General features: G+C 73.3%; 26 protein-coding genes. 10 read left to right on the top strand and 16 right to left on the bottom strand.

Features of this window, described 5'->3' with window-relative positions; all coding sequences use genetic code 11:
- Window positions 1–24: 24 nt before the first annotated feature.
- Genes ACFYM6_RS23865 through ACFYM6_RS23855 form a run of 3 tightly spaced genes read left to right on the top strand, consistent with a single transcriptional unit; the run spans window position 25 to window position 1,675 of the window.
- Complete coding sequence (locus tag ACFYM6_RS23865; protein WP_357439915.1) at window positions 25–183, top strand: hypothetical protein; 159 nt, start codon at window positions 25–27, stop codon at window positions 181–183.
- Window positions 180–944 (top strand): phosphoadenylyl-sulfate reductase, encoded by a 765-nt coding sequence (locus ACFYM6_RS23860; protein WP_387278820.1) that lies wholly within the window; start codon window positions 180–182, stop codon window positions 942–944. Before ACFYM6_RS23865 ends, ACFYM6_RS23860 begins: the two co-directional genes overlap by 4 nt.
- Window positions 926–1,675 (top strand): sirohydrochlorin chelatase, encoded by a 750-nt coding sequence (locus tag ACFYM6_RS23855; protein ID WP_387278818.1) that lies wholly within the window; start codon window positions 926–928, stop codon window positions 1,673–1,675. The genes ACFYM6_RS23860 and ACFYM6_RS23855 overlap by 19 nt, the downstream gene beginning before the upstream one ends.
- 167 nt (window positions 1,676–1,842) lie before the next feature.
- On the opposite strand, the gene ACFYM6_RS23850 is transcribed toward ACFYM6_RS23855, so the two are convergent.
- Window positions 1,843–2,100: a WhiB family transcriptional regulator gene (locus tag ACFYM6_RS23850; RefSeq protein WP_073834718.1), complete on the bottom strand. Its 258-nt coding sequence runs from the start codon at window positions 2,098–2,100 to the stop codon at window positions 1,843–1,845.
- 504 nt (window positions 2,101–2,604) lie between these two features.
- The gene (locus ACFYM6_RS23845) at window positions 2,605–3,555 is read right to left on the bottom strand and encodes a diacylglycerol/lipid kinase family protein (protein ID WP_387278816.1); all 951 of its coding nucleotides are present in this window, start codon (window positions 3,553–3,555) and stop codon (window positions 2,605–2,607) included.
- 42 nt (window positions 3,556–3,597) lie between these two features.
- On the opposite strand from ACFYM6_RS23845, the gene ACFYM6_RS23840 reads away from it, so the two are divergent.
- Window positions 3,598–3,987 carry a hypothetical protein gene (locus ACFYM6_RS23840; RefSeq protein ID WP_387278814.1) on the top strand — a complete coding sequence of 130 codons (390 nt, stop codon included), beginning with the start codon at window positions 3,598–3,600 and terminating at the stop codon, window positions 3,985–3,987.
- Window positions 3,988–4,032: 45 nt separating this feature from the next.
- On the opposite strand, the gene ACFYM6_RS23835 is transcribed toward ACFYM6_RS23840, so the two are convergent.
- The 3 genes from ACFYM6_RS23835 to sodN form a co-directional block, all read right to left on the bottom strand.
- On the bottom strand, window positions 4,033–4,437 hold the full coding sequence (locus tag ACFYM6_RS23835) for an ATP-binding protein (protein ID WP_387278812.1): 405 nt from the start codon (window positions 4,435–4,437) through the stop codon (window positions 4,033–4,035).
- A 31-nt stretch (window positions 4,438–4,468) separates the two neighbouring features.
- Window positions 4,469–4,921 carry a GNAT family N-acetyltransferase gene (locus ACFYM6_RS23830; protein WP_387278959.1) on the bottom strand — a complete coding sequence of 151 codons (453 nt, stop codon included), beginning with the start codon at window positions 4,919–4,921 and terminating at the stop codon, window positions 4,469–4,471.
- 65 nt (window positions 4,922–4,986) lie between these two features.
- Window positions 4,987–5,391, bottom strand: a complete 405-nt coding sequence (sodN, locus tag ACFYM6_RS23825; protein WP_073834713.1) for a superoxide dismutase, Ni — start codon at window positions 5,389–5,391, stop codon at window positions 4,987–4,989.
- An 84-nt stretch (window positions 5,392–5,475) separates the two neighbouring features.
- Between sodN and ACFYM6_RS23820 the strand changes: the two genes are divergently transcribed.
- The 3 genes from ACFYM6_RS23820 (at window position 5,476) to ACFYM6_RS23810 (ending at window position 8,185) form a co-directional block, all read left to right on the top strand.
- The gene (locus ACFYM6_RS23820) at window positions 5,476–5,832 is read left to right on the top strand and encodes a S24/S26 family peptidase (RefSeq protein ID WP_387278810.1); all 357 of its coding nucleotides are present in this window, start codon (window positions 5,476–5,478) and stop codon (window positions 5,830–5,832) included.
- A gap of 140 nt (window positions 5,833–5,972) precedes the next feature.
- On the top strand, window positions 5,973–7,148 hold the full coding sequence (locus tag ACFYM6_RS23815; RefSeq protein ID WP_387278807.1) for an NADP-dependent malic enzyme: 1,176 nt from the start codon (window positions 5,973–5,975) through the stop codon (window positions 7,146–7,148).
- Window positions 7,149–7,222: 74 nt separating this feature from the next.
- A complete protein-coding gene (locus ACFYM6_RS23810; RefSeq protein ID WP_387278805.1) occupies window positions 7,223–8,185 on the top strand; it encodes a zinc-binding dehydrogenase in 963 nt (320 codons plus the stop codon).
- A 20-nt stretch (window positions 8,186–8,205) separates the two neighbouring features.
- Here ACFYM6_RS23810 and ACFYM6_RS23805 read toward each other — a convergent pair whose 3' ends face one another.
- From ACFYM6_RS23805 to ACFYM6_RS23795, 3 genes are all read right to left on the bottom strand, one after another.
- Window positions 8,206–9,168, bottom strand: coding sequence for an alpha/beta hydrolase family protein (locus tag ACFYM6_RS23805; RefSeq protein ID WP_387278804.1), 963 nt, complete (start codon window positions 9,166–9,168; stop codon window positions 8,206–8,208).
- Between the two features lie 58 nt (window positions 9,169–9,226).
- Window positions 9,227–9,763, bottom strand: coding sequence for a nucleotidyltransferase domain-containing protein (locus tag ACFYM6_RS23800; protein WP_387278802.1), 537 nt, complete (start codon window positions 9,761–9,763; stop codon window positions 9,227–9,229).
- 171 nt (window positions 9,764–9,934) lie between these two features.
- On the bottom strand, window positions 9,935–10,966 hold the full coding sequence (locus ACFYM6_RS23795) for an alpha/beta hydrolase (protein ID WP_387278800.1): 1,032 nt from the start codon (window positions 10,964–10,966) through the stop codon (window positions 9,935–9,937).
- Window positions 10,967–11,124: 158 nt separating this feature from the next.
- Between ACFYM6_RS23795 and ACFYM6_RS23790 the strand changes: the two genes are divergently transcribed.
- Window positions 11,125–11,295, top strand: a complete 171-nt coding sequence (locus tag ACFYM6_RS23790) for a hypothetical protein (protein WP_357439946.1) — start codon at window positions 11,125–11,127, stop codon at window positions 11,293–11,295.
- A gap of 324 nt (window positions 11,296–11,619) precedes the next feature.
- Here ACFYM6_RS23790 and ACFYM6_RS23785 read toward each other — a convergent pair whose 3' ends face one another.
- The 8 genes from ACFYM6_RS23785 to ACFYM6_RS23750 all read right to left on the bottom strand — a co-directional run bounded on the left by ACFYM6_RS23785 (window position 11,620) and on the right by ACFYM6_RS23750 (window position 22,526).
- Window positions 11,620–12,741 (bottom strand): acetate/propionate family kinase, encoded by a 1,122-nt coding sequence (locus ACFYM6_RS23785; protein WP_387278798.1) that lies wholly within the window; start codon window positions 12,739–12,741, stop codon window positions 11,620–11,622.
- Window positions 12,738–14,810 carry a phosphate acetyltransferase gene (gene pta, locus ACFYM6_RS23780; RefSeq protein WP_387278796.1) on the bottom strand — a complete coding sequence of 691 codons (2,073 nt, stop codon included), beginning with the start codon at window positions 14,808–14,810 and terminating at the stop codon, window positions 12,738–12,740. The genes ACFYM6_RS23785 and pta overlap by 4 nt, the downstream gene beginning before the upstream one ends.
- A gap of 71 nt (window positions 14,811–14,881) precedes the next feature.
- The gene (locus ACFYM6_RS23775) at window positions 14,882–15,589 is read right to left on the bottom strand and encodes a DUF998 domain-containing protein (protein WP_387278794.1); all 708 of its coding nucleotides are present in this window, start codon (window positions 15,587–15,589) and stop codon (window positions 14,882–14,884) included.
- A gap of 101 nt (window positions 15,590–15,690) precedes the next feature.
- On the bottom strand, window positions 15,691–15,870 hold the full coding sequence (locus ACFYM6_RS23770) for a DUF6104 family protein (RefSeq protein ID WP_357440187.1): 180 nt from the start codon (window positions 15,868–15,870) through the stop codon (window positions 15,691–15,693).
- Between the two features lie 90 nt (window positions 15,871–15,960).
- Window positions 15,961–19,704: a multifunctional oxoglutarate decarboxylase/oxoglutarate dehydrogenase thiamine pyrophosphate-binding subunit/dihydrolipoyllysine-residue succinyltransferase subunit gene (locus ACFYM6_RS23765; protein ID WP_387278792.1), complete on the bottom strand. Its 3,744-nt coding sequence runs from the start codon at window positions 19,702–19,704 to the stop codon at window positions 15,961–15,963.
- 258 nt (window positions 19,705–19,962) lie between these two features.
- Window positions 19,963–20,775, bottom strand: a complete 813-nt coding sequence (locus ACFYM6_RS23760; RefSeq protein ID WP_387278790.1) for an ABC transporter permease — start codon at window positions 20,773–20,775, stop codon at window positions 19,963–19,965.
- Window positions 20,772–21,710 (bottom strand): ABC transporter ATP-binding protein, encoded by a 939-nt coding sequence (locus tag ACFYM6_RS23755; RefSeq protein WP_387278788.1) that lies wholly within the window; start codon window positions 21,708–21,710, stop codon window positions 20,772–20,774. The genes ACFYM6_RS23760 and ACFYM6_RS23755 overlap by 4 nt, the downstream gene beginning before the upstream one ends.
- Before the next feature lie 159 nt (window positions 21,711–21,869).
- A complete protein-coding gene (locus tag ACFYM6_RS23750; protein WP_387278786.1) occupies window positions 21,870–22,526 on the bottom strand; it encodes a hypothetical protein in 657 nt (218 codons plus the stop codon).
- A gap of 253 nt (window positions 22,527–22,779) precedes the next feature.
- Here ACFYM6_RS23750 and ACFYM6_RS23745 point away from each other — a divergent pair, with 253 nt between their 5' ends.
- Window positions 22,780–23,613 carry a GNAT family N-acetyltransferase gene (locus ACFYM6_RS23745; RefSeq protein ID WP_387278783.1) on the top strand — a complete coding sequence of 278 codons (834 nt, stop codon included), beginning with the start codon at window positions 22,780–22,782 and terminating at the stop codon, window positions 23,611–23,613.
- Complete coding sequence (locus ACFYM6_RS23740) at window positions 23,610–24,617, top strand: lysophospholipid acyltransferase family protein (RefSeq protein ID WP_387278781.1); 1,008 nt, start codon at window positions 23,610–23,612, stop codon at window positions 24,615–24,617. Before ACFYM6_RS23745 ends, ACFYM6_RS23740 begins: the two co-directional genes overlap by 4 nt.
- Window positions 24,618–24,649: the final 32 nt, after the last annotated feature.

Raw genomic sequence — 24,649 nt, 5'->3', positions numbered from 1 at the left:
TGCCGAGCGAAGCGAGGTGGCGCGATGAGCGATGCTCGATCTGCGCCTCTCTACTGCCCGTACTGCGGGGAGGAGGATCTGCGGCCGAGCGAGGCCGGGCACGGCGCCTGGGAGTGCCACGCGTGTGCGCGGGTCTTCACCGTGAAGTTCACCGGCCTGCTCACTCGGGCGGTGACCCGGTGAGCGGCCTGCGCTCCGCCGCCGGCATGGGCCTGGTCGGGATCGGCGGGCCGGTCCCGGTCGATCCGCTCGGACGCGACCCCGAGGAGCTGCGCGCGCTGGCCGAGGCGGCCGGCCGGGAGCTGGCGGACGCCCCCGCGCTGGAGATCGCCCGCTGGGCCGCCGAGACGTTCGGCGACCGGTTCTGCGTGACCAGCTCGATGGCCGACGGGGTGCTGGCCCACCTGGTGTCCCGGGTCGCCCCCGGCGTCGACGTGGTCTTCCTGGACACCGGTCTGCACTTCCCGGAGACGCTCCGGGTCCGCGACGAGGTGGCCCGGCGGCTGCCGGTGAACGTCCGGTCGATCCGGCCCCGGATGACCGTCGGGCAGCAGGACGGCCAGTACGGGCCACGGCTGTTCAACCGGTCCCCGGACGACTGCTGCCAGCTCCGCAAGGTCGAGCCCCTGGAGCGGGCGCTGACCGGGTACGACGCCTGGGCCGCCGGGCTGCGCCGGGACGAGTCGCCGACCCGGGCCAACACCCCGGTGGTGGCCTTCGACGCCCGGCGCGGCAAGGTCAAGGTGAACCCGATCGCCGCCTGGACGCAGCGCGACGTGGACGCCTACATCGCCCGGTACGACATCCCGGTCAACGAGCTGTTCGGTCGCGGCTACGGCTCGATCGGCTGCTGGCCCTGCACCCGCCGGACGACGGCGGGGGAGGATCCGCGGGCGGGCCGGTGGGCCATGTTCGAGAAGACCGAGTGCGGCCTGCACACCTGACGCCCGACCCGCCGGTGGTGCTGGTCGCGCACGGCAGTCGTGACCCGCGGGCGGCCGAGGCGACCCGGGCGCTGGCCCGGGCCGTGGCGGCCGTCCGCCCCGGCGTCACGGTGCTGCCGAGCTGGCTGGACCACACCGAGCCCGGGCCGGCCGGCGTGCTCCGGGAGCTCGCCGCCGCCGGTCACTCCCGCGCGGTGCTGGTGCCGCTGCTGCTGACCGCCGCGTACCACCGGAAGGTCGACATTCCGGCGGCCGTCGCCGCCGCGCGCGCGGACGGGCCACCGATCGAGGTACGGGTCGCCGACGTGCTGGGGCCGGCCGACGGGCGGGTGGACGCCGGGCTGCTGGCCGGGCTGTGCCGCCGGCTGGCCGAGGCGGAACCGGGCGGGTACGACGCCTTGGTGCTGGCCGCGGCTGGCACCCGGGATCCCCGGGCACGCGGCTCGGTGGGCCGGGTCGCCGCGGCGCTCGGTGCCGAGCTGGGTGTCCCGTGTCGCGTGTCGTACGCCTCGGCGGCGCCCCCGGCGGCTGACGCTGCGGTGGCGAAGCTGCGGGCGGGCGGGGCCCGCCGGGTCGCGGTGGCGGCCTACTTCCTGGCGCCGGGCCTGTTCCACGACGCCGTGCGCGGTGCCGCCCGGGACGCCGGCGCGGCGGCGGTCGCCGCGCCGCTCACCGATGTCCCCGACCTGGCCGACCTGGTCCTCCGCCGTGCCGCCGCCCAGCTCGGCTGACGCCGCCCCGGCTTGCCGCGCCCAGCTCAGGTGATCATGAGGTTGGCGGCGCTCGGCGCGGTCCAGGTCGCGGTCAACCTCATGATCGCCGGGACGGAGCCGGCCGGGGGCTGGACAGCAAGACGCCCCGGCGGGTGGACCCGGCCGGGGCGTGCTGTGCGGTGCGATCAGGCGGAGTGAGCGCGCAGCACCCGGAGACCGCCGCGGCGCTTCACCGCGCGACGCTCCTCCTCGCTCATCCCGCCCCAGACGCCGGCGTCCTGACCGGACTCCAGCGCCCACTGCAGGCACTGGTCGGTCACCGGGCAGCGCCGGCAGACGGCCTTGGCCTGCTCCACCTGCAGGAGGGCCGGACCGGACGTCCCGATCGGGAAGAACAGCTCCGGGTCCTCGTCGCGGCAGACGGCATCGTGGCGCCAGTCCATGGCGGCAACACTCCTCATTCTTAAGTGGGGGCCAGATAACGCTTCGTTGCTTTTCCTATATGCATCCGCATTGCCGATTGGTGACGGTCAGCATCCATCAATTCGGCGCTGCGTGAGCAAGCTGCAGGCCCGGGACCTGCTGGAACAGCTCAACCTGCCGAGCATATCCAGGCAATGTCCCGGTAACACGACTTCGCTTGTGAATACTTTCACGAACTGCTGCGATGTCAAGGGTGCCGCTCGGAAAAACTCCGAACAGTGAGCGGGCTCACCACCCTTTTGTCCGGGTTTCAGAGCGCTCTGGTTACCCGGTGTGCCACAGTCGAGGATCAATATAGTACAGTCTGCGTGACATTGCTGACATTTCCGGCACCCTTTCGTCGGCGTGGCTCCGACAACTCCAGTTCGGCTTCGGCGCGTCTGACGCCGCGCCGCGACCTGAAGCCGTCGCCCACCGCGGGGGAGCGGTGGGTCACCGTGTCAACGGACGGGAGTACCCGAGGCCTAGCAGATTACTCTCAGTGCGGCCGGAATGGATGCGAATCTAACTTTCTCCCGCTCGCCCAGGTAGTCCCCGTCGAGCTGGAAGGCCAGCGGACGGGCCGAGAGCAGGGTGAACTCCGGCACGTCGTGCAGCCGGAGCGCCTGCCGGCCGTGCGGGTCGGGCGGCTGGGTGAAGAACTGCGCCACGGTACGTGCCGTGCTGGCGACTCGCAGCTGCCGCATCGCCAGCACGTCCAGCCCGAGGTCGAAGGACGCCCCCGGGTTCGGGTTGATCTCCCGCTCGCCCAGATACGTCCAGGGCGCGGTGTTCTGCACGATGACGGTGGCCAGCTCGGCCTCCGCGGTCTCGCCCGGCCGCTCCAGGGTGATGCTGGGGTGGCGCCGGTCGGACGCCAGGAAGTACTGGCTGACCGTCGACCGGAGGTAGAGCGCCGGCGTGGAGACCCGGCCCTGCCGGCGGGCCCGCTCCACCCGGTGGATCACCGCCGCGTCGATGCCGAAGCCGGCGCAGAAGGTGAAGTAGCGGTCGTCCGCCCGGCCCAGGCCGATCGTCCGGGACCGGCCCAGGCGCAGCCCCTCCAGGATCATGCTGGTCCCCTCGGGCCACTCCCGGGGCAGGCCGAGCGCGCGGGCGAAGACGTTGGTCGAACCGCCGGGCACGGTGGCCAGCGCCGGCAGTCGCTCCGCCGACGTGTCCCCGGTACGGAAGGTCGGCGGCTCGGCGCCCATCAGGCCGTTGACCACCTCGTTGACCGTGCCGTCGCCACCCAGCGTGACCACCAGGTCGACGCCCTCCTCGGCGGCCTCCCGGGCCAGGTCCACGGCGTGCCCCCGCCGGCGGGTGTACCGCACCGACAGGTCGACTTCGCTGCGCAGCGCCCGGACCAGGACGTCACGGCTGCGTTCGCTGGTGGTGGTGGCCTTCGGATTGACCACCAGGACGGCCTGCATGGGCGGCACTGTACCGCGCCTACCCACGGGTATCGTGGCGCCGTGACGATCGACTCCGACCCGGTCCCCGCCCCGCTCCGCTGGGCGGTACACCTGCTACGGGCCGAGGCGGTGGCGCTCGGCCTGGTCGCCGCCTGGCTGGTCTGGTCCGACCTGACCGCGGCCACCACCGACCTGACCTCGGCGCTGCTGGTGACGGTGTTCGCGATCGGTGGAGCCGCGGCGCTCTGGGCCCTCGGCGGCGCGCTGGTACGCCGGAAGGCCGGTGCCCGGGCACCCGCCATCGTGCTCCAGCTCATGCTGCTCCCGGTCGGCTGGTACATGATCCAGGGCGGGCTGGGCTGGCTGGGGCTGCCGCTGATGGCGCTGGGTGTCGGGGTCACCGGGCTGCTGGTCAGCTCGCCGACCAACCGGGCCCTCGGCGTCGGCTGACGGCGGGGTCCGCCCCCTGAGCGCAGTCCCGCGCGAGCGGCGCGGTCAGTAGCCGGAGGCGCGGCGGGTGAGCAGGGAGATGGTGGCCCGGCCGTCGCCGGCCTCGGCGGACGCCGCGGTGGTCAGCGCGGTGAGCACCTTCCAGGCGAAGGACGACTCGGCCGGCAGCGTCGCGCCCCGGACCGTCGGCACGGTCACCTCGACGGTGAGCGCGTCCTCGGTCACCGCGAACCGGCACTCCAGCTCGGCGTTGCGGGTGGCGATGGCGAGCAGCATGGCGCAGGCCTCGTCGACCGCGATGCGCAGGTCCTCGATCTCGTCGAGGGCGAACTGGAGCCGGGCCGCGAGCCCGGCCGTGGCGGTGCGGAGCACGCCGAGATACCCGCCGTCGGCGGGCACGGTGAGGTGCACGACGTCGTCGCTCGTCGGCTGGCCGGTCAGTTGAGTCACCCTCATCCCCCTGGTGCGGGACTCTACCCGGTCAGGCGTCGGGGGATGTGACGGCCGTCGCCTGCGCGGCGAGTTCGTGCAACGCCGTGCCGGCGAGGCGGTAGGGGACCCACTCGTCCATCGGGCTCGCCCCGATGGACGAGTAGAACCGGGCCGCCGGGTTCCAGTTGATCATCCACCACTCCAGCCGCCGGTAGCCGCGCTCGACACAGATCGCGGCCAGGGTGGCGAGCAGTTGGCGGCCCGCGCCGGTGCCCCGGGCGGCCGGCCGGACGTACAGGTCCTCCAGGTAGATGCCGTGCACGCCCTCCCAGGTGGAGAAGTTGAGGAACCAGAGGGCGAAGCCGATGGGCTGGTCGGCCCGGTCCACCGCGACGTGGCCGAAGAGCGCGGGCGCGGGGGTGAAAAGAGCGGCGGTGAGCTGATTTTCGGTGAGGTGGCACTGCTCGGGCGCCCGCTCGTAGTCGGCGAGTTCGTGCACCATCGCGACGACGGCCGGCACGTCCTCGGGACGCGCCGGCCGGATCGTCGGTGCCGGAGGCGGCGGGGTCACGCCTGCTTGGTCTCCCAGAAGATCTTCGAGATCTCGTCGATCTTCGACAGCAGCTCGTCGGCCTTGGCCGGGTCGGTGGCGCCCTTGGCGCCGGCGGCGCCCGCCATCTTGGTGGCCTCGTTGAAGAGCTGGTGCAGGTGCGGGTACTTCTCGAAGTGCGCCGGCTTGAAGTAGTCGGTCCAGAGCACCCACAGGTGGTGCTTGACCAGCTCGGCCCGCTGCTCCTTGATGATGATTGCCCGGGTGCGGAACTCCGGGTCGGTGTTCGCCTGGTACTTCTCGCAGATCATTTTGACCGACTCGGCCTCGATCCGGGCCTGCGCCGGGTCGTAAACGCCGCAGGGCAGGTCGCAGTGGGCGCTGGCGGTCACACGGGGCGTGAGGATGCGGGGAAGGCGCATCAGGGTCCTCCATGGGATGTTTGCGATGATCCGAGACGACATTACTCCTGGACATGCTCCCCGGCGGGCGGGAGGTGAAACCCGGTGCGAGCGGTGAACGGATCCCACCCGACCGTGCTGCGTGGCCCACTGGCGGCGGTGCTGGTCACCGGCCCGTCCATGGCCCCGACCCTGCGGCACGGCGACGCGGTGCTGGTGCGTACCGGCGGCCGGCCGGTCCGCCCCGGCGACGTGGTGGTCGCGGTCTTCCGGAGCCGCCCCGACCTGCTCGTGGTCAAGCGCGCGGTCCGTCCGCAGGACGGCGGATGGTGGCTACGCGGCGACAACGACCTGGTCACCGACGACTCCCGGGCATACGGGGTGGCGGACATCCGGGGCCGGGTGGTGGTCCGTTACTGGCCGCATCCCGGGCTGGTCAAAGGTCGGCAAGAATGGATATGACCCCGCTCACACCCCGGTGACGGGTGCGCCACTATGCTCGGAAAGTGCCCGGGTGACCCCCCGCACCGCCGCCCCGCTGGCCGCTGACCACCGCGCGCCGAGCCGGCCGGTCCGTCTGCTCGACAGATCCAGGAGTCACCATGTCTTCCGCCCCTCCGGACCCCGCCGATCCCGTCTTCCGGCTGCACGCCGGCGGCAAGATGGCCGTCACCTCGACCGTCCCGCTCACCAGCCGGGAGGATCTCTCCCTCGCGTACACCCCGGGGGTGGCCCGGGTGTGCGAGGCGATCGCCGCCGATCCCGATCTGGTCGACGACTACACCTGGGTGTCGCACACCGTCGCCGTGGTCACCGACGGCTCCGCCGTGCTGGGTCTGGGCAACATCGGCCCGCGCGCGGCGCTACCGGTGATGGAGGGCAAGGCGGTGCTGTTCAAGCAGTTCGGGGGCGTGGACGCGGTGCCGATCTGCCTGGACACCCAGGACGTCGACGAGATCGTGGCGACGGTCCGGGCGCTCGCCCCGTCGTTCGGCGGGATCAACCTGGAGGACATCAGCGCCCCGCGCTGCTTCGAGGTGGAACGCCGGCTGGACGAGGCGCTACCGATCCCGGTCTTCCACGACGACCAGCACGGCACCGCGATCGTGGTGCTGGCCGCGCTGCGCAACGCGGCCACCCTGCTCAACCGCAAGCTCGGCGACCTGCGGGTGGCGGTCAGCGGGGCCGGTGCGGCCGGCGTCGCGGTGACCAGGATGCTGATCGCCGGCGGAGTGAACCCGGACCAGGTGGTGGTCTGCGACTCCAAGGGCATCCTCGGTCGGCATCGTGAGCTGACCGGGACCAAGGCCGAGCTGGCCGAGACCACCAACGCGGACGGCCGGCAGGGCGACATCACCGAGGCGCTGCGCGACGCGGACGTGCTGATCGGCGTCTCGGGCGGGCAGATCCCCGAGGCGGCGGTGGCCGGGATGGCGCCGGGCGGCATCGTCTTCGCGCTGGCCAACCCCACGCCCGAGGTGCACCCCGAGGTGGCGGCCCGGCACGTCGCGGTGGTCGCCACGGGGCGCAGCGACTACCCCAACCAGATCAACAACGTGCTCGCCTTCCCGGGGGTGTTCCGGGGCGCGTTGGACGCCGGGGCCACCCGGATCACCGACGGGATGAAGGTGGCCGCCGCCGACGCCATCGCCGGGGTGGTCGCCGAGTCGCTGACCCCGGAGGCGATCGTGCCGTCCCCGCTGGACCCGCGGGTCGCCGAGGCGGTCGCCGAGGCCGTCGCCGAGGCGGCCCGCCGGGACGGGGTGGCCCGCCGCTGAGTCGACGGAAGGGCCCTTCTTATTGCATTTTGCACAGGAAGGGCCCCTTCTTAACGGGCGCTCAGCTTGTTACCGTGCCGATCATGCGTGCCGCCTATGCCTCGGCCTTCGACGCCGACAACCCGCTCGCCGCGCTCACCGTCGGCGACCGTCCCGAGCCGACCCGACCTGAGCCGGACTGGGTCACCGTGCGGGTACGGGCCAGCTCGCTCAACCACCACGACCTCTGGTCGCTGCGCGGGGTGGGCCTCAGCGGTGACCAGCTCCCGATGATCCTGGGCTGCGACGCGGTCGGCACCGACCCGGACGGCAACGAGGTGGTCATCTACCCGGTGGTGCCCACCCCGGGTGACCCACGCGGGGTCTCCATCCTCTCCGAGCACTTCCCCGGCACCTTCGCCGAGCGGGTGGCCGTGCCCAGAATGAACCTGCTGGCGCTGCCGGAGGGCCTGTCGGCGACCGACGCGGCCTGCCTGCCCACGGCCTGGCTCACCGCGTGGCGGATGCTCACCACCAAGGGGCGGGTCGACGAGGGCGAGTCGGTGCTGGTCCAGGGGGCCGGCGGCGGGGTGGCCACCGCGGCCGTCGCACTCGGCGTCGCGCTCGGCAAGCGGGTGTACGCGACCAGCCGCGACGCCGCCAAGCGGAAACGGATCACCGAGCTGGGGGCGACCGCGCTGGAGCCCGGCGCCCGGCTGCCCGAGCGGGTCGACGTGGTGATCGAGACGGTCGGCGCGGCCACCTTCGACCACTCGCTGAAGTCCGCCGCGCCGATGGCCCGGATCGTGGTCTCCGGCGCCACCGCCGGGCACGAGCCCAAGGTCAACCTGCGCCGGGTCTTCGCCATGCAGCTGGAGATCCTCGGCACCTCGATGGGCACCCCGGACGAGCTCACCGAACTGCTGTCGTTCTGCGCCGAGCACGAGGTGCGACCGGTGGTCGACAGCGTGGTGCCGTTCAGCCGGATCGAGGACGGCTTCGCCCGTCTCGCCTCCGGCGACGTCTTCGGCAAGGTCGTCATCGACCACACCGCCTGACGGGGCGCGGCGCGGATGCGTCAGAGGTGGTCGTCGAGGGTGGCCAGGCCGCCGCGGGTGGCGTCGGCGGGGAGGCGCTGCTTCGCCGCGGCGTCGCCGTAGAGCGTCCAGCGCAGGAACTCGACGGTGGTGTTGGCGACCACCCGCAGCGCCGCGCCGTCGGTGAGCAGGGCCCGGCCGTGGTCGCCCTTCGGCAGGCTGAGCAGCGCCTTCGGCCAGGGCACCGCGTCGTAGGCGGCCTTGCCGGAGGCGTAGCTCACCACCTCGTCGGCCTCGCCGTGCACGAACAGCTGCGGGGCGGCCGCACCGGCGAAGGCGGTGCCGACGCCGAGCGCCGTACCGGCGAAGACGATGCCCGCGTCGAGCCGGTCGTCCCGGCCCGCCGTGAACAGCCCGATCGTGGTCACCCCGCCCGCGCTGTGCCCCGCCGCGGCCACCCGTTCGGTGTCCAGCCGGCCGTGCAGCGGGTCGTCCGCCTTCGCGTCGAGGGCGAGCACCTGGGTCAGCGCGTACGACACGTCGGCCGGCTGGTTGAGCACGTCGAGCACGTTGCCGTCGCCGCCCGCCCCGGTGTGCGGGAACCGCGGCGCGGCCACCACGAACCCGGCCGCCGCCCAGCGGCCGAGCAGCAGCTGGTAGTCCTCCGGCCGGGCGCCCAGCCCGTGGCTGAACATCACCACCGGAAACCGCCCGGCCGCCGCCGCGGCCGAGCGCTCGGGCGCGCCGCCGGCCGCGCCCCGGGCCGGGTACCAGACGGTCACCGGCAGGGCGCGGTCGCCGTCGCGGTTCAGCTTGAGCTGGCGTACGCCGACGGCGAAGCTCTCGGTGGGGGCGTGCCCGGTGGGTGCCCGCGGCGCCGGCGTGGTCGCCTTGGGCGGCGGGGTCGGTGCGGCCCGCTCGGGCAGGACGGTCCCGCCGGAGCAGCCGGCCAGACCCGCGCTGAGCACGGCGGCGGCGACCAGGGCGGCACGGCGATGGAGCATGAAGACGATTCTGCCTCGCGATCCGGGCCGACCGGCCGGCATCCGGTCGGGCCGGCCGTCACCCGCCGCCGTCGGATCGGCTGCTCCGGAGGCGGGCCAGGTCGGCGGCGTCCTTGGCGCGGCGGGGCCGGGCCGGCATCCAGACCGGGAACATCTCCTTGAACTCGATCTGCGCGGCGGCACTGATGATCGGCGCGGCCAGCGGGCCGATGCGGCCTGGCCGGGCGTCCAGCATCCCCTCGGGCAGCGGGGTACCGGCCCACGGCCCGGCGCCGACCACCACCCGGCCCTCGGCGTCCCGGTCCAGGTACGCGAAGCTCAGCTCGACGTCGTCCCGGAGCACGTCGAGCTGTGTGGTGGCCGGCATCCGCGGGTCGGGTCGCCAGCCCTTCCCGGCGAGCAGGGCCGACAGTGCGTCGGCGTCGTGCCGCCAGCAGTACCAGTCGACGTCCACGTGCGGCCGGCTGACCGCGCCGAGGTGGAAGTCCATCGCCCAGCCCCCGCGTAGCCACACCGCGATGCCGGCCCGCTCCGCCAACCCGGTCACCTCGCGGATCGCGTCGAGTTGCCGCCCCGCCAGCCCGTCCCCGTCCACGCGGTGACGCTACCGCCCAGCGGCGGACCGCGCCCGCTCGGACCGCGCCCGCTCGGACCGGTCATGCTCGACGCCAGGTCGGCGATGTGGCGGGGGCCGCGGCCGGTCGACGCCACGATGTCGCCGAGCCGGCGCGGGCCGAGGGCCGACCCACCCCGGCGAGCGGCCGGGTCAGTTGGGGAGGCGGCTGGTCAGCGTGGTGACGCCAGGGAGGCGGGCATCGGTGGGGAGGCGGCGCAGGGCGGCCCGGTCGTCGTAGAGGGTCCACCGGAGGAAGTCGATGGTGGTGGCGAGGACCTGGGGGAAGCCGAGGTTTCCCGGGATCAGGTACTCGCCGTGGCCCTGACCGCGCAGGCTCAGGAAGGCGGCCGGCCCGACCGCGCGGGCGTACGCGGCCCGGCCGACCGACTCGGGCACGATCGGGTCGGCGGACCCGTGCACGAACAGCAGCGGCGCCACCGGACCGGCGAAGCTGCCGGCCAGCCCGCCGCCGGCGAGCACGATCCCGGAGCGCAGCCGGGCCGGGTGCCCCGAGGTGAACATGCCGGCCGTGGTGAAGCCGCCCGCCGAGTGTCCGGCCGCGGCGATCCGGTTGACGGCGAGGTGCCCGGCGAGCGGGTCGCCGCGGCGGGCGTCGAGGCGTACCAGGTGGCGGATCAGCCGCCAGCCATCGGCGGGCTGGTTGCGGACGTCCGCCCGGGTGAAGTCCCGCGCCCGCAGGTTGGTACGCGGGAAGGTCGGCGCCGCGACCACGAAGCCGGCGGCGGCCCAGCGGGTGGTCAGCGGGGCGTGCAGCTCGGGAAGGCTGCGCAGCCCGTGGCTGTAGATCACCACCGGGAACCGCCCGGCGGCCACCGGCGCCCCGGCCCGTACGCTCGGCCCGGTCTCCGCCCCCGGGGCGCCAGGCGCGGCGGTGCGGGTCGACGGCGGGCCGCTCGGCGGGATGGTTGAGGTCGACGGCAGGGCGGTGGGGGTCGACGGCGGGCCGGTGGATGCCGGGGAGGCCGCCGGGTACCAGACGGTGACCGGCAGGGGCCGGGGACCGCCCGCGTCGACGACGAACTGCCGCACCCCGACCGGGTAGGTCGGTTCGGGAGCGGCTGGAATGGCGGGTGCGGCCGCACCGCGGGTCGTCGCGGTGGCCGGACCACATCCCGCGAGCAGCGCCGTCACCAGCGCGGCGACCAGTCGCTGCACCCTCACCACCTCACGGTAGGCGGCCGGGTGGCCGGTGCGGCCCGGACGTCCGGACCGAGCACCGTCACCACCTGGCCGACGTGCCTCCACCGGCCGGACCGTGTTGTGGTCGCCGGCCCGGCGGAACAGCCTCCGGCTGGACGAGCTTCGCTAGGGTCACGCGCATGGCTGAGAACTACACCGACCCGAGCGGCAACACCGCGCAGTTCCGTGCCTTCGTCGAGTCGCCCGACACGGCAGCGGCGGCGGAGGCGCCGTCCCGGCTGCCGCTGATCGCCGGCATCGGCGTCGCCGTGGTGGTGGTCGCCGTGGTGGCCTGGCTGGCGCTGAGCTGAGCCCCCGCCGGCGACCGTGGCAGCAGCCGTCCGACACTCCGCCGCAGGTGGTCGCGAGGGTCACCTGCCCGGACCGGTCACCGGGCGGTCGGGAGCAGCACCTGTCCCGGGCAGCCCGCACACCGGGTGCGGGACGCTGTGGACCTGATGACGTGAACGACTCAGGCCTCGGCCGCTGCCGGGCACCCGGTCGGGTCGGTGAGTCGTCTGCGACATCAGCTCCACAGCAAGCAGACACCCATGTGCCGACCCCGACGAGACGGCCGGGATCCCCGCATCGATCGCGCCCTGGCCAGCGAAAAGACGGGCAGCCAGCCGGCCGCCTCAGCCGCGCGAGCCGAGCACGTCCCGGGTCTCCCGGGCGATCTCCCGCTCCTCGTCGGTCCGGATCACGCAGACGGTGACCTCGGCCCCGTCGGGGGAGATCACCCGGTCGCCGGTGCCGTCGTTGCGGGCCGGCTCGACAGCGATCCCCAACCGGTCCAGCCCGGCCAGCGCGGCGGCGCGGACCGGCGCGGCGTGCTCGCCGACGCCCGCGGTGAAGGTGACCGCGTCCACCCGTCCGAGCAGCGCGTAGTACGCGCCGACGTACCCGGTGATCCGGCGGCAGTAGACGTCGAAGGCGAGGGCGGCGGCGGGATCCCCGGCGTCCCGGCGGGCCAGCACCTCGCGGATGTCGTTGGCCCCGGCCAGGCCGAGCAGGCCGCTGCGGTGGTTGAGCAGGTCGTCGATCTCGTCCACACCCATCCCCGCTTCGCGGCGCAGGTGGAAGATGACCGTCGGGTCGAGGTCCCCGCTGCGGGTACCCATGACCAGGCCCTCCAGCGGTGACAGGCCCATCGAGGTGGCCACGCTCCGCCCGCCCCGGACCGCGCAGGCGCTCGCCCCGTTGCCCAGGTGCAGGGTGATCGTGTTCAGCTCCGCGTACGGCCGGTACAACAGTTCGGCGGTGCGCCGGGAGACGTACGAGTGCGAGGTGCCGTGGAAGCCGTACCGGCGGACGCCGTACCGCTCGGCGGTGTCCCGGTCGATCGCGTAGGTGGCGGCGGCCTCGGGCAGCGTGTGGTGGAACGCGGTGTCGAAGACGGCGACCTGCGGGGTGTCCGGCAGCACCTCCCGGGCCACCCGGATGCCGGCCAGGTTGACCGGGTTGTGCAGCGGGGCGAGCGGCACCAGGTCCTCGATGGCGGCGAGGACCCGGTCGTCGATCAGCGTCGGCTCGCTGAACCGCCGGCCGCCGTGCACCACCCGGTGCCCGACCGCGGCCAGCCCGTCGAGGTCGAGCCGGTCGATGATCTCCCGTACCGCGCTCGCGTGGTCGGGCGGCCCGCCGCCCGGCTCACCCACCCGCTCGATCTTGCCCTTGTCCCGGACCTCCTCGCCGTCGTACAGCCGGTACTTGACCGAAGAGGACCCGCAGTTGAGCACCAGCACCCGATCGGTCACGCGACCCCCTCCGACGACGCGGCGGCCTGGATGGCGGTGATGGCCACGGTGTTGACGATGTCCGGCACGGTGGCACCCCGGGACAGGTCGTTCACCGGCCGCCGCAGGCCCTGCATGACCGGGCCGACCGCCACCGCTCCGGCCGAGCGCTGCACCGCCTTGTACGTGTTGTTGCCGGTGTTCAGGTCCGGGAAGACGAACACGGTCGCCCGGCCCGCCACCGGGCTGTCCGGCAGCTTGGTGGCCGCGACCTGCGGGTCGATGGCCGCGTCGTACTGGATCGGGCCCGCCACCAGCAGCTCCGGCCGGCGCTCCCGGACCAGCTTGGTGGCCGCCGCGACCTTCTCCACGTCCGCCCCGAAGCCGGAGTCGCCGGTCGAGTACGACAGCATCGCCACCCGGGGCTCGATGCCGAACCGGGCCGCCGTGTCGGCCGAGGAGATGGCGATGTCGGCGAGCTGGGTGGCGTCCGGATCCGGGTTGACCGCACAGTCGCCGTACACCAGCACCCGGTCGGCCAGCAGCATGAAGAAGACGCTGGAGGCGACGGAGACGCCCGGCACGGTCCGGATGATCTCGAAGACCGGTCGGATGGTCGCCGCGGTGGTGTGGGTGGCGCCGGAGACCATGCCGTCGGCACGCCCGGAGTGCACCATCATCGTGCCGAAGTAGTTGGGTTGCGCCACGATGTCCTGGGCCAGTTCAGGCGTGACGCCCCGGTGCGTGCGGAGCCGCGCGTACTCGGCGGCGAACTCGTCCCGCCACTCGCTGGCGACCGGGTCGACCACCTGCGCACCGCCGATGTCGACGCCCAGCTCGCGGGTGCGCCGGGCGACCTCCGCCGGCCGGCCGAGCAGGGTCAGGTCGGCGACGCCCCGGTGCAGCAGGATCTCCGCCGCGCGCAGGATGCGCTCCTCGGTGCCCTCCGGCAGCACCAGCCGCCGGCGTTGCCCCCGAGCTCGGTCGATCAGGTCGTTCTCGAACATCAGCGGGGTGACCCGCGTGGAGCGGCTGACCCGGAGCCGTCGGGCCAGGTCGACCGTGTCCACGCAGCGTTCGAAGGCGCCGAGCGCCGCCTCCACCTTGCGGGGGTTGGCCACGCTGGGCCGGCCCTCGATCCGGCTGGACGCCTCGACCGTGGCGTAGCTGTCGCTGGGCACCGACAGCACGGCCAGCCCGGTGTTCAGCCGCTCGACCAGCCGCATCGCCCGCGGGTCGGGCTGCTCGCCGAGGGTGAGCACCAGCCCGGCCAACGAGACCTGCCCGGCCACGTGCGCGGCGCCCGCCGCCACCAGCAGGTCGGCCCGGTCGCCGGGCGTGATCACCAGCGCGCCGTCGGTCAGGTGGTCCAGCAGGATGGGCACGTGCGCCGCGCCCACCACGTAGTCGAGCACGTCGCGGTCCAGCGCGGCGTCGTCCCCGGCGAGCAGGGTGGCGCCGAGCGCCGCCGCCACCTCGGCCACCGTCGGCGCCGACACGGCCGGCACCTCCGGGATCGCGTACGCGGGGACGGGCAGGTCGGGCAGGGTCATCGGTCCGGGCACCCGGTTGGCGACCACCGCCAGCACGGTCGCCCCCAGGTCCACCAGGTCGTGGTACGCCCCGCGTACCGCCGCCGCGACCGCCTCGGGCGGCTGGCCGAACCCATCGACCACAGGCACCACGACGCTGCCGAACTCGATGGCCAGCCGGGCGTTGAACGCCAGCTCGCGCGGGCCGGCGCCGTCCCCGTCGGCGAAGTCGCTGCCCACCACGACGACCGCGGGGCAGCGCCGCTCCACCTCACGGTAGCGGGCGACGATCCGGGAGATCAGCTCCTCCCGCCGGCCGTCCGCGACCAGCGCGGTGGCCTCGGCGTACGTCGAGCCGTGCAGCGCGTCGATCGGCAGCTCCACCCGGTAGCGCTCGGTGAGCAGGGCCAGGATCTGGTCGGGGCCCTGGCCCGCGACCAGCGGCCGGAACGCGCCGATCCGCTCGACCTGCCGGGACAGCAGCTCCGCCAGCCCGAGCGCGACGGTCGACTTGCCCCCGCCCGAGCCCACGCTGGTCAGGTACACGCTGCGTGCCACGACCTCACGCTACAAGATCGTGGTGTCCCCCGCCCGGGTCCTTGTGCCCGAGGCCGACGGCCCCTTCCCGGTCAGGACGAGGTTGGCGCCGCCGGCCGGGGGTCCTGGCGCACGTCGCTCTCGTCGATGGACTCCGCGGCCCGGAACAGCGCGTCGCTCTTCGCCACCCAGGCGGCCCCGAAGGCGAACACGGCGACCGTCTCGCACCACAGCACCGGCTTGAGCGTGTGCCGCAGGTCCGCGGGCAGTCGGGTGCTCGCCAGCGCGAACGTGATCGCCAGCAGGATGAGCCCGCCGCAGACGCGGTAGAACCGGACGGCCGACCGGGACGGCGGCACCCCGACCCGGTCCGGGCGGGTGAACAGGAAGAGACAGAAGACCGCGAGGAGCAGAAAGAGCCCGGCGGCGGCGATCTGGTGCACCACGCCGACGGTTCGATCGCTGTGGCTGGTGGTGCCGGCCGGCGCGCCCACGGTGGTGGGAAAGAGCGCCACCGCGATCGCCAGGACCCCGGCGACGCTGCCCAGCGCGTCGTCCGGCCGGCGGTACCGGTAGGCGATCAGGAACACCCCGACGGCGCACAACGAGCCGACGAAGACGTCGCGCATCTCGGTGTGGTAGTAGGCGCTGAGCGAGTCGAGCAGGGTGAGCCGGCGGGCCACGACCAGGTGACCGACCACCAGCACGACCGGCAGTGCGATGCCGACGGATCCGATGCCGAGACGCAGGTGGCGTACGGTCACCGCGTCCTGCGGCGGCTTGCGGAGTTCGGGATCCATCTCCGCCTCCCTGGCGTCGGGCGGGACGTGGGTCCTCGGTGGACCCTGCGCGCTGCTCTCCAGTGGACGCCAGGGAACGGCCCGCCGTCAATGCGTCACGGTCAGTCCTCGTCCTCGTCGTCCAGCCGGGCCAGCCAGGTGGCGAAGCGCTCGATCGGGGTCTCGAACTCCGGGTTCAGGTCGACGAAGTCGCGCAGCCGTTCGCCCAGCCACTCCATGCTGACCTGCTCGTCGCCCCGGCGCTCGACCAGTTCTTCGATGCCGCGGTCGGTGAAGTACATGATCCGTCCTCTCAGAAGAAAGGGCCGCCACGCGAGGCGGGGCAGCGGCCGTCGTACGGTCGCTGCCCCGGTGCTGGCGGTGCGGTCAGGTCACGGGCGGGGGAGGGCCGCCTCGATCAGCGCGCCCTGCTCCACCTCGTGCATCTTCGCCGAGCCGACCGCCGGGGCGGCGGCGGCCGGGCGGGAGATGCGGCGCAGCCGGACGCCGTCCAGGTGCTCCAGCAGGTTGAGCGCGACGAACGACCAGGCGCCCTGGTTGGCCGGCTCCTCCTGGACCCAGGCGAAGTCCTCGGCGTTCGGGTACTGCGCCAGCGCGGCCCGGATCTCCTCGACCGGCAGCGGGTAGAGCTGCTCCATCCGGATGATCGCGGTGTCCGTGACGCCCCGCTCCTGCCGGGCCTGGAACAGGTCGTAGTAGACCTTGCCCGAGCAGAGCAGCACCCGCTTCACCTGCTCCGGCGCCGGGGCGGCGGTGTCCCGCAGGACCGGCTGGAAGGTGCCCGTGGTGAAGTCCTCCACCGGCGACACGCAGAGCTTGTGCCGCAGCAGCGACTTCGGCGTGAACACCACGAGCGGCTTCCGCTTCGGCGAGAGGGCCTGGCGGCGCAGCAGGTGGAAGTAGCTCGCCGGGGTGCTCGGGATGGCCACCCGCATGTTGTCCTCGGCGCACAGCTGGAGGAACCGCTCCGGGCGGCCGGAGGTGTGGTCCGGGCCCTGGCCCTCGTGGCCGTGCGGCAGCAGCAGGGTCACCGCGGAGCGCTGGCCCCACTTCACCTCGCCGGAGGAGACGAACTCGTCGATCACCGACTGGGCGCCGTTGACGAAGTCACCGAACTGGGCCTCCCAGCAGACCAGCGCGTTGACGTTCTCCACCGAGTAGCCGTACTCGAAGCCCATCGCGGCGTACTCGGACAGCAGCGAGTCGTGCACGAAGAACCGGGACCGCTCGCCGTCGCCGGTGAGCGACTTCAGCGGCAGGTAGTCGTCGCCGGTCCTCGAGTCGACGATCGAGGCGTGCCGCTGGACGAAGGTGCCGCGGCGCGAGTCCTGCCCGGCGAGTCGGACGGTGACCCCGTCGTGCAGCAGCGAGCCGAACGCGATGATCTCGCCGAAGCCCCAGTCGATGCCGCCCTCGACCGCCATCCGGGCCCGCCGGTCCAGCAGCTGCTGGATCCGCTTGTGCGGGGTGAAGCCCTCCGGCAGGTTGACGTGCGCCTCGCCGATCGCCTTGACCACGGCCGCGTCGGTCGCGGTCTCGACCTGCGGCTCCGGCTCTACCAGCCGGGGCGGTCGGCTGAGCTGGCGCGGCGTGGTGGCGGCGTCGCGGGTGGCCTTGAAGACCCGCTCCAGCTGCGCCTGGTAGTCGCGCAGCAGCTCCTCCGCGTCCTCCACGGTGATGTCACCCCGCCCGATGAGCTCCTCGGTGTAGAGCTTCCGGACCGACCGCTTCGAGTCGATGATCTGGTACATCTGCGGGTTGGACATCGACGGGTCGTCGCCCTCGTTGTGCCCGCGCCGGCGGTAGCAGACCATGTCGATCACGACGTCCTTGTTGAACGCCTGGCGGTATTCGAAGGCGAGCCGGGCCACTCGGACGACGGCCTCGGGGTCGTCGCCGTTGACGTGGAAGATCGGCGCCTGGATCATCCGGGCCACGTCGGTGCTGTAGAGGCTGGACCGGCTGTATTCCGGGGCGGTGGTGAAACCGACCTGGTTGTTCACCACCACGTGCACGGTGCCGCCGGTGCGGTAGCCGCGCAGCTGGGACAGGTTCAGCGTCTCGGCGACCACGCCCTGACCGGCGAACGCGGCGTCACCGTGCACCGCCAGCGGCAGCACGGTGTAGCCCTCCAGCTTGAGGTCTATCCGGTCCTGCTTGGCCCGGACGATGCCCTCCAGCACCGGGTCCACCGCCTCCAGGTGCGACGGGTTCGCCACCACCGAGACCTTGACCGCGTGCCCGCCGTCCGGGGTGGTGAACTTGCCGTTCTGGCCGAGGTGGTACTTCACGTCGCCCGAGCCCTGGGTGGAGCGCGGGTCGAGGTGCCCCTCGAACTCGGAGAAGATCTTCTCGTACGGCTTGCCGACGATGTTGGCCAGCACGTTGAGCCGGCCGCGGTGGGCCATGCCGATGACGACCTCGTCCAGCCCGGCCTCGGCGGAGCACTCCAGCACCTCGCCGAGGAGCGGGATCAGCGACTCGCCACCCTCCAGCGAGAAGCGCTTCTGGCCGACGTACTTGGTCTGCAGGAAGGTCTCGAACGCCTCGGCCGCGTTGAGCCGGTTGAGCACGTGCTTCTGCTCGTCCGGGGTCGGCTTCTCGTACTTGCGCTCGACCCGCTCCTGGAGCCAGCGCCGCTCCTCCGGATCCTGGATGTGCATGTACTCGATGCCGAGCCGGCGGCAGTACGAGTCGCGCAGCACGCCGAGGATCGAGCGCAGCTTCATCCGCTGCTTGCCGGCGAACCCGTTGACCGGGAACACCCGGTCGAGGTCCCAGAGGGTCAGCCCGTGCTGGAGGACGTCCAGATCCGGGTGCTTGCGGATCTTGAACTCCAGCGGGTCGGTGTCGGCCATCAGGTGGCCGCGCACCCGGTACGCGTGGATCAGCTCGTGCACCCGCGCGGTCTTGTTGATCTGGCCCTCGCTGTCGACGGCCACGTCCCGCATCCAGCGCACCGGCTCGTACGGGATGCGCAGCGAGGTGAAGAGCTCGTCGTAGAAGCCGCGCTCGCCGAGCAGCAGCTCGTGCATCACCTTGAGGAACTCGCCGGACTGGGCGCCCTGGATGATCCGGTGGTCGTAGGTGCTGGTCAGCGTGATGATCTTGCTGACCGCCAGCTCGGCCAGGGTCGCCTCGCTCATGCCCTGGTAGGGCGCCGGGTATTCCATGGCGCCGACGCCGACGATGGCGCTCTGCCCCTGCATCAGGCGCGGGATCGAGTGGACCGTGCCGATGCCGCCCGGGTTGGTCAGCGAGATGGTCGTGCCGGCGTAGTCCTCCATGGTCAGCTCGTTGCGGCGGGCGCGCCGGACCACGTCCTCGTACGCCTGCCAGAACTGGCGGAAGTCCATCTGCTCGCAGGCCTTGATGGAGGGCACCACCAGGTTGCGAGAGCCGTCCGGCTTGGCCAGGTCGATGGCGATGCCGAGGTTGACGTGCTCCGGGCGGACCATCGCCGGCTTGCCGTCGACCTCGGCGTAGGAGTTGTTCATCTCCGGGTGCTCGATCAGCGCCCGGACCAGCGCGTACCCGATCAGGTGGGTGAAGCTCACCTTGCCGCCGCGGCCGCGGGCCAGGTGGTTGTTGATCACGATGCGGTTGTCGACCAGCAGCTTCGCCGGGACCGCGCGCACGCTGGTGGCGGTCGGCACGGCCAGCGAGGCGTCCATGTTCTGCACGATCTTGGCGGCCACCCCGCGCAGCGGGGTGGTGCCGGCGGCGCTCACGGTCGGGGCCTTGGCGGCCGGCTTTGCCGGGGCGGCCTTGGCGGCTGGGGCGGGCTTGGCGGCGGCAGGCTTGGCGGGGGCCGGGGCGGCCTTGGCCGCGGCGGCCGGCTTCGCGGCGGGCCGCTCGGCGGCCGGCCGTTGGGTCACCGTGGCCACCGCCTCCTGCTGCTCGGCGGGTTCCGGCGTCGCGGCCGGCTTGGCCTGGCCGTCGGGGCGCGCAGTGGCGGCGCCGGGGGCCGGCTTGTAGTCGGCGAAGAAGTCGTGCCAGGCCGAGTCCACGCTCGAGGGGTCGGAGAGGTAGCGCTGGTACATCTCCTCGACGATCCACTCGTTCGGGCCGAAACCCGCCAGTGGGTTCTCCTGCGAAGTCTGCTGGGTCGACACGGCCGCTGATCGCCTCTTTCACGCGGGTTCGTAAGGTCACGCGGTGTCATCCCGGGCCCGAATCCGGGCACGGAAGACGGCTCCCAGGCTACGCCGTACGAATGGCGTAGGCATTCTCGCCTCCGGCTGGTGTTCCGTTTCACAGAAGATGCCAGAAGTTCGGCAAACGCTGCGTATCCCACCGACTCCTGCTACGCGACGAAACGACCCCGGTCGGTGACGCCTGGTCACCCACCGGGGCCGTTCGGCGGATCCGGCTCAGGCGATGTCCCGCCGCCGGGTGATCAGGACGCCGCTGACCCCGCTGACCAGGGCGTAGCCGACCAGCACCAGGGCACCCACCCACCACGCGGGAGTGAACTGGCTGGGTTGCCCGCTGATCATCACCTGGGAGGCGACGGCCGGCCAGACGACCTGCCACTTGATCACGGCCTCGTTGTCGAGCCAGTTGGAGACCAGGAAGAAGAGCAGCTGCACGATCTGGGTGCCGACCAGGTAGAGCACCGCTGCGGTGATCACCGCGCCGAGCTGGTTGGGGATCAGCGTCCCGATGCCCACCCCGAGGCTGGTCCAGATCGCGTACGCCAGCAGGTTGAGCAGCAGAGCGCGCTGCACCTCCCACTCGCCGAGCTGCGTGCCGTGGCCGTCCAGGGACAGGAAGGCCGCCCCGGCGAGCAGGTCGAGCACCGTGGTGGCCAGCCAGAAGCCGAAGCCGAGCAGCGACGCCGCGCCGAGCTTGGCGAGGATCACCGAGGTGCGGCGTGGCGTGGTGAGGAACGTGGTGGTCGCCGTCTGGTGGAAGAACTCGTTGGTGACCATCAGGATGCCGATGAGCATCACGAAGAGCAGTCCGAGGTACTGGCCGGAGGTGTAGACGTTCGCCGCCTGCGCCGCTGCGGTCGCCTGTTCGCCGGTGACCCCGATCTCCTCGCCCCGGCCGCTCAGCGTGGTGTGCGCGAGCCAGGCGTTCACCGCGAAGGCCACCGCGGTGGCGAGGAACGCCCCGATTCCCAGCAACCACCAGGTGCTGGTCGTACGGATCTTGAGCAGCTCGGATCGGACCAGGTTCATCGGATCTCCGCCTTTCCGGCCGTCAGTTCGAGGAAGACCCCCTCCAGGTCGGGGCGCTCGGTGGTCAGCTCGTGCAGCTCCACCTTGGCGGCCAGGGCCACCCGGCCCACGGTCGGCGCGTCCACCCCGGTGACCAGCAGTCCGCCCTGGCCGTCGGCGTCCACCGCGGCCGACTGCTCGCGCAGCGCCGCGGTCAGTTCCTCGGCCTGCGGGGTGCGTACCCGCACCCGCGCGCCGTGGGTCATCGAGCCGATCACCTGATCCACCGGTCCCTGCCGGATGAGCCGGCCGGCCGCGATGATCACCACGTCGTCGGCGAGCAGTTGCATCTCGGAGAGCAGGTGGCTGGAGACCAGCACGGTCCGGCCCTCGGTGGCCAGCCCCTTGAGGAAGCCGCGCATCCAGCGGATCCCCTCCGGGTCGAGGCCGTTGGCCGGCTCGTCGAGGATCAGCACCTGTGGGTTGCCGAGCATCGCGGCGGCGATCCCGAGCCGCTGCTTCATGCCCAGCGAGTAGCCCTTGAACTTGCGGTTCGCCGCCGGGGTGAGCCCGACCAGCGCGAGCGCCTCGTCGGCCCGGTGCCGGGGCAGGCCGGCTGCGGCGCAGATCACCCGCAGGTGGTTGATCCCGGTGCGGCCCTTGTGCGCGCTGGACGCCTCCAGCACCGCGCCCACCGAGCGCAGCGGGTCGGCCAGGCCGGCGTACCGCTGGCCGCCGATGGTGGCCTCGCCGGCGGTCGGCGTGACCAGGTTGAGCAGCATGCGCAGGGTGGTCGTCTTGCCGGCGCCGTTCGGGCCGAGGAAGCCGGTCACCCGCCCCGGCTCGACGGTGAAGGACAGATTGTCGACCGCCCGGACGTTCTTGTACTGCTTCGTCAGTCCGGACACCACGATCTGGCCGGTCCCGGTGCTGGGGCTCCACTGCCCGTCGGACATCGTTCTCCTCTCCTGGCACGGCGCGCGGGCGCGCCGGTGGGGACGCCGTTGCGGGGGCGCCGTGGCACAGCCTGGCAACCCCGTGCAAGCCGGTCAATCAGGCGCGATGCGTACGGCCTCCTCCCTCGGGGGCAGGAGGCGATCATCCCCAGGGATGAGTCAGGCCGGTGGCAGGGCGATCCAGGTGGCGCGGGCGTACCCGAGCAGGGCGCCGTCCGGGCCGTAGAGGCTGGAGTGAACCTCGGCCTTGCGGCCCTCCCCGCCGACCATCGCCCCGGTCACCACGCATGCGTCGCCGGGACGCGGCAGCGCCGCGACCACCGCCGCGATCCGCCCCAGGACGTACGGGCGGCCGGGCGCGATCACCGCCCAGCCGCCGGGGCAGTCCAGCGCCGCCCAGACCGTCGCGGGCACGACCTCGGCCGGGGCCCGGAACGGCGCCGCGGTCCGGCCGTCCGGCAACCGGCCGGGGAAGATCCGGAGCCCGTCCGGGTTCTCCGGGCCGCAGACGTAGCAGCCGGGGAAGGGGTGCTCCACCAACCCCGGGTACGCCTTCGCCGCGGCCGCCGCGGTGGGCCGGTCCACCGGCGGGACCACGGCGGTGAAGTCCTCGACCCGGCGTACCTGCGCGATCACCTGGCCGTCCGGGGCGCGTACCTCGCCGTCCACCGCGGTCAGCGGGGTCTCCAGCGGAGGTGGCTTACGCAGGGTGACCTCCACCGGCCCCCGGTCGTCGACCGCCGCCGCGAAGACCCCGGCACTCCAGCCGCCGTTGCCCGAACCGGCCGGCCCGTGGAAGCGGGACTCGATGATCATGCAATTCCTCCAACCCTGCCCCGGCCCCGGCCCGCGGGCCCCTCGCCAACCCCGCCCCGGGCAGCCTCCCACGCCGCCCCACCCGTGCCACCGCCACATCCCGTCGATCATGGCGTTGGCGGTCACAAACCGGACGAAACGTGCGGCCAACGCCATGATCGGTGCGGCTGGTGGCAGGCGGTGGGCTGGCGTTCACCGGATCGACACCCTTCGTCCCCGGGGGTGGCAACCCGGGCCCCTTACACAGGTAGCCATGGCTGTTCTGCACGCCGCTGGCGCACCCCTCACGACCAGCGGATACACCCTGCTGATCGCCGACGACCCGGCGCTGGTCGCGGCCGCCCAACGCCTCCGTCACGAGGTGTTCGCCACCGAACTCGGCGCGACCCTGCGGCCGGGGGCCGCCGGACTCGACACCGACGAGTACGACGCCCACTGCGACCACCTGGTCGTGCTGCGGGAGGGCACCGACGAGGTGATCGGCACGTACCGCCTGTTGCCGCCCGGCCGCACGGACCGCCGGTACGCCGAGGGCGAGTTCGACCTGGCCGCGCTCGCCCCGCTCCGGGACGACCTGGTCGAGGCGGGCCGCTCCTGCGTGCACCCGGACCACCGCTCCGGCGCCGTGATCAACCTGATGTGGGCCGGCATCGCCCGCTACCTGCACCTGCGCGGGTCGCGCTGGCTCGGCGGCTGCGCCTCGGTGCCGGTGGCCGACGGCGGTACGGCGGTCGCCGAGGTCTGGGCCCAGGCCACCGCCCGCCACCTCGCCCCGCCGCCGCTGCGGGTCGCGCCCCGCCGTCCGTGGTTCGCCGAGGCGCCGGCCGCCGTCGACCCGGCCACCCTGACGGCCGAGGGCTCCAGGTCGCAGCGCGGCGACAGGCGCGCCGAGCTGGAGTTGTCGCCGGCCGAGCGCCACGCGCTGGTCCCGCCGCTGCTCCGCGGATACCTGCGGCTCGGCGCCTGGATCTGCGGCGAGCCGGCGTACGACCCGGACTTCGACTGCGCCGACTTCTACGTACTGCTCTCGCTGGACCGGATGAACCCCCGCTACCTGCGCCACTTCCTGGGCGAGGGGACCTCGTGACCGCCGCGGAGCTGTGGCGGCCGACCTCGGGCTGCGGCTCGTGGTGCCTGCCCCCCGCCACCGGGTGCACCGTGTCACGCCCGCGCCGGGTGGCCCGGCTGTTCGGCGTGGTCGGCATGCTCCTGGCCGGGGCCGGGCTGGCCGTGCTGCTGCCGGTGCTGCCCGCCCCGGACCGACAGGCCGCGCTGCGCGGCTGGGCGCGGGGGACGCTGCGCGCCCTCGGCGTGCGGCTGGTGGTCCGCGGCCGGGCGCCGCGCCGACCGGCTCTGCTGGTCGCCAACCACGTCTCCTGGCTGGACATTCTCGCGGTGCTCGCGGTCGCCCCGGCCCGGATGCTCGCCAAGCGGGAGGTCCGGGGCTGGCCGGTGGTGGGCCCGCTGGCCGCCGCGGCCGGCGCGGTCTTCGTGGACCGGTCGCGACCGCGCGACCTGCCCGTCACTGTCGGCCGGGTGGCCGCCGCGCTGCGCGCCGGGACTCCGGTGGCGGTCTTCCCCGAGGGCACGACCTGGTGCGGCGAGGCCGCCGACTGCCGGCCGCGGGGCGGGTTCCGGCCGGCCATGTTCCAGGCCGCCGTGGACGCCGGCGCACCGGTCGTCCCGCTCCGCATCGACTACCGGTACGCCGGGGACCCGACCACCCTGGCCGCGTTCCTCGGCGGGGAGACGCTCTGGGCATCGGTGCGCCGGGTGCTCGCCGCCCGGGACCTGACCGTGTCGGTGGTGGTGGCCGCCGCGTTGCACCCGGCCCAGGACGCGGACCGGCGGCTGCTGGCCCGCGCCGCCGAGTCGGTGGTCCACCTGACGCCGGCCCGGCCGGTGGCCCTCGGCCGGCCCGCCCCGTTGGGTGGCCTCCTGCCGGCGCCTGTCGGAGCGGCGGTGCTGCCGTCCGGCCGCGGTCTCGCGGTGCCGGCCGGATCCGGTCTCGTCGCCCCGGTCGGGACGGCCGCGGCGGCGGTCGGCGCGGGGCTCGACGCCCGGGAGGTGGCGCTGGACCGGGCCGCCTGACGCGGTCGCGACACTATCTTGTTCAGTCGCGA

Source organism: Micromonospora sp. NPDC006431, assembly GCF_042870725.1.
GTDB lineage: Bacteria > Actinomycetota > Actinomycetes > Mycobacteriales > Micromonosporaceae > Micromonospora.
This window is presented reverse-complemented; position numbering and strand designations above follow the sequence as displayed.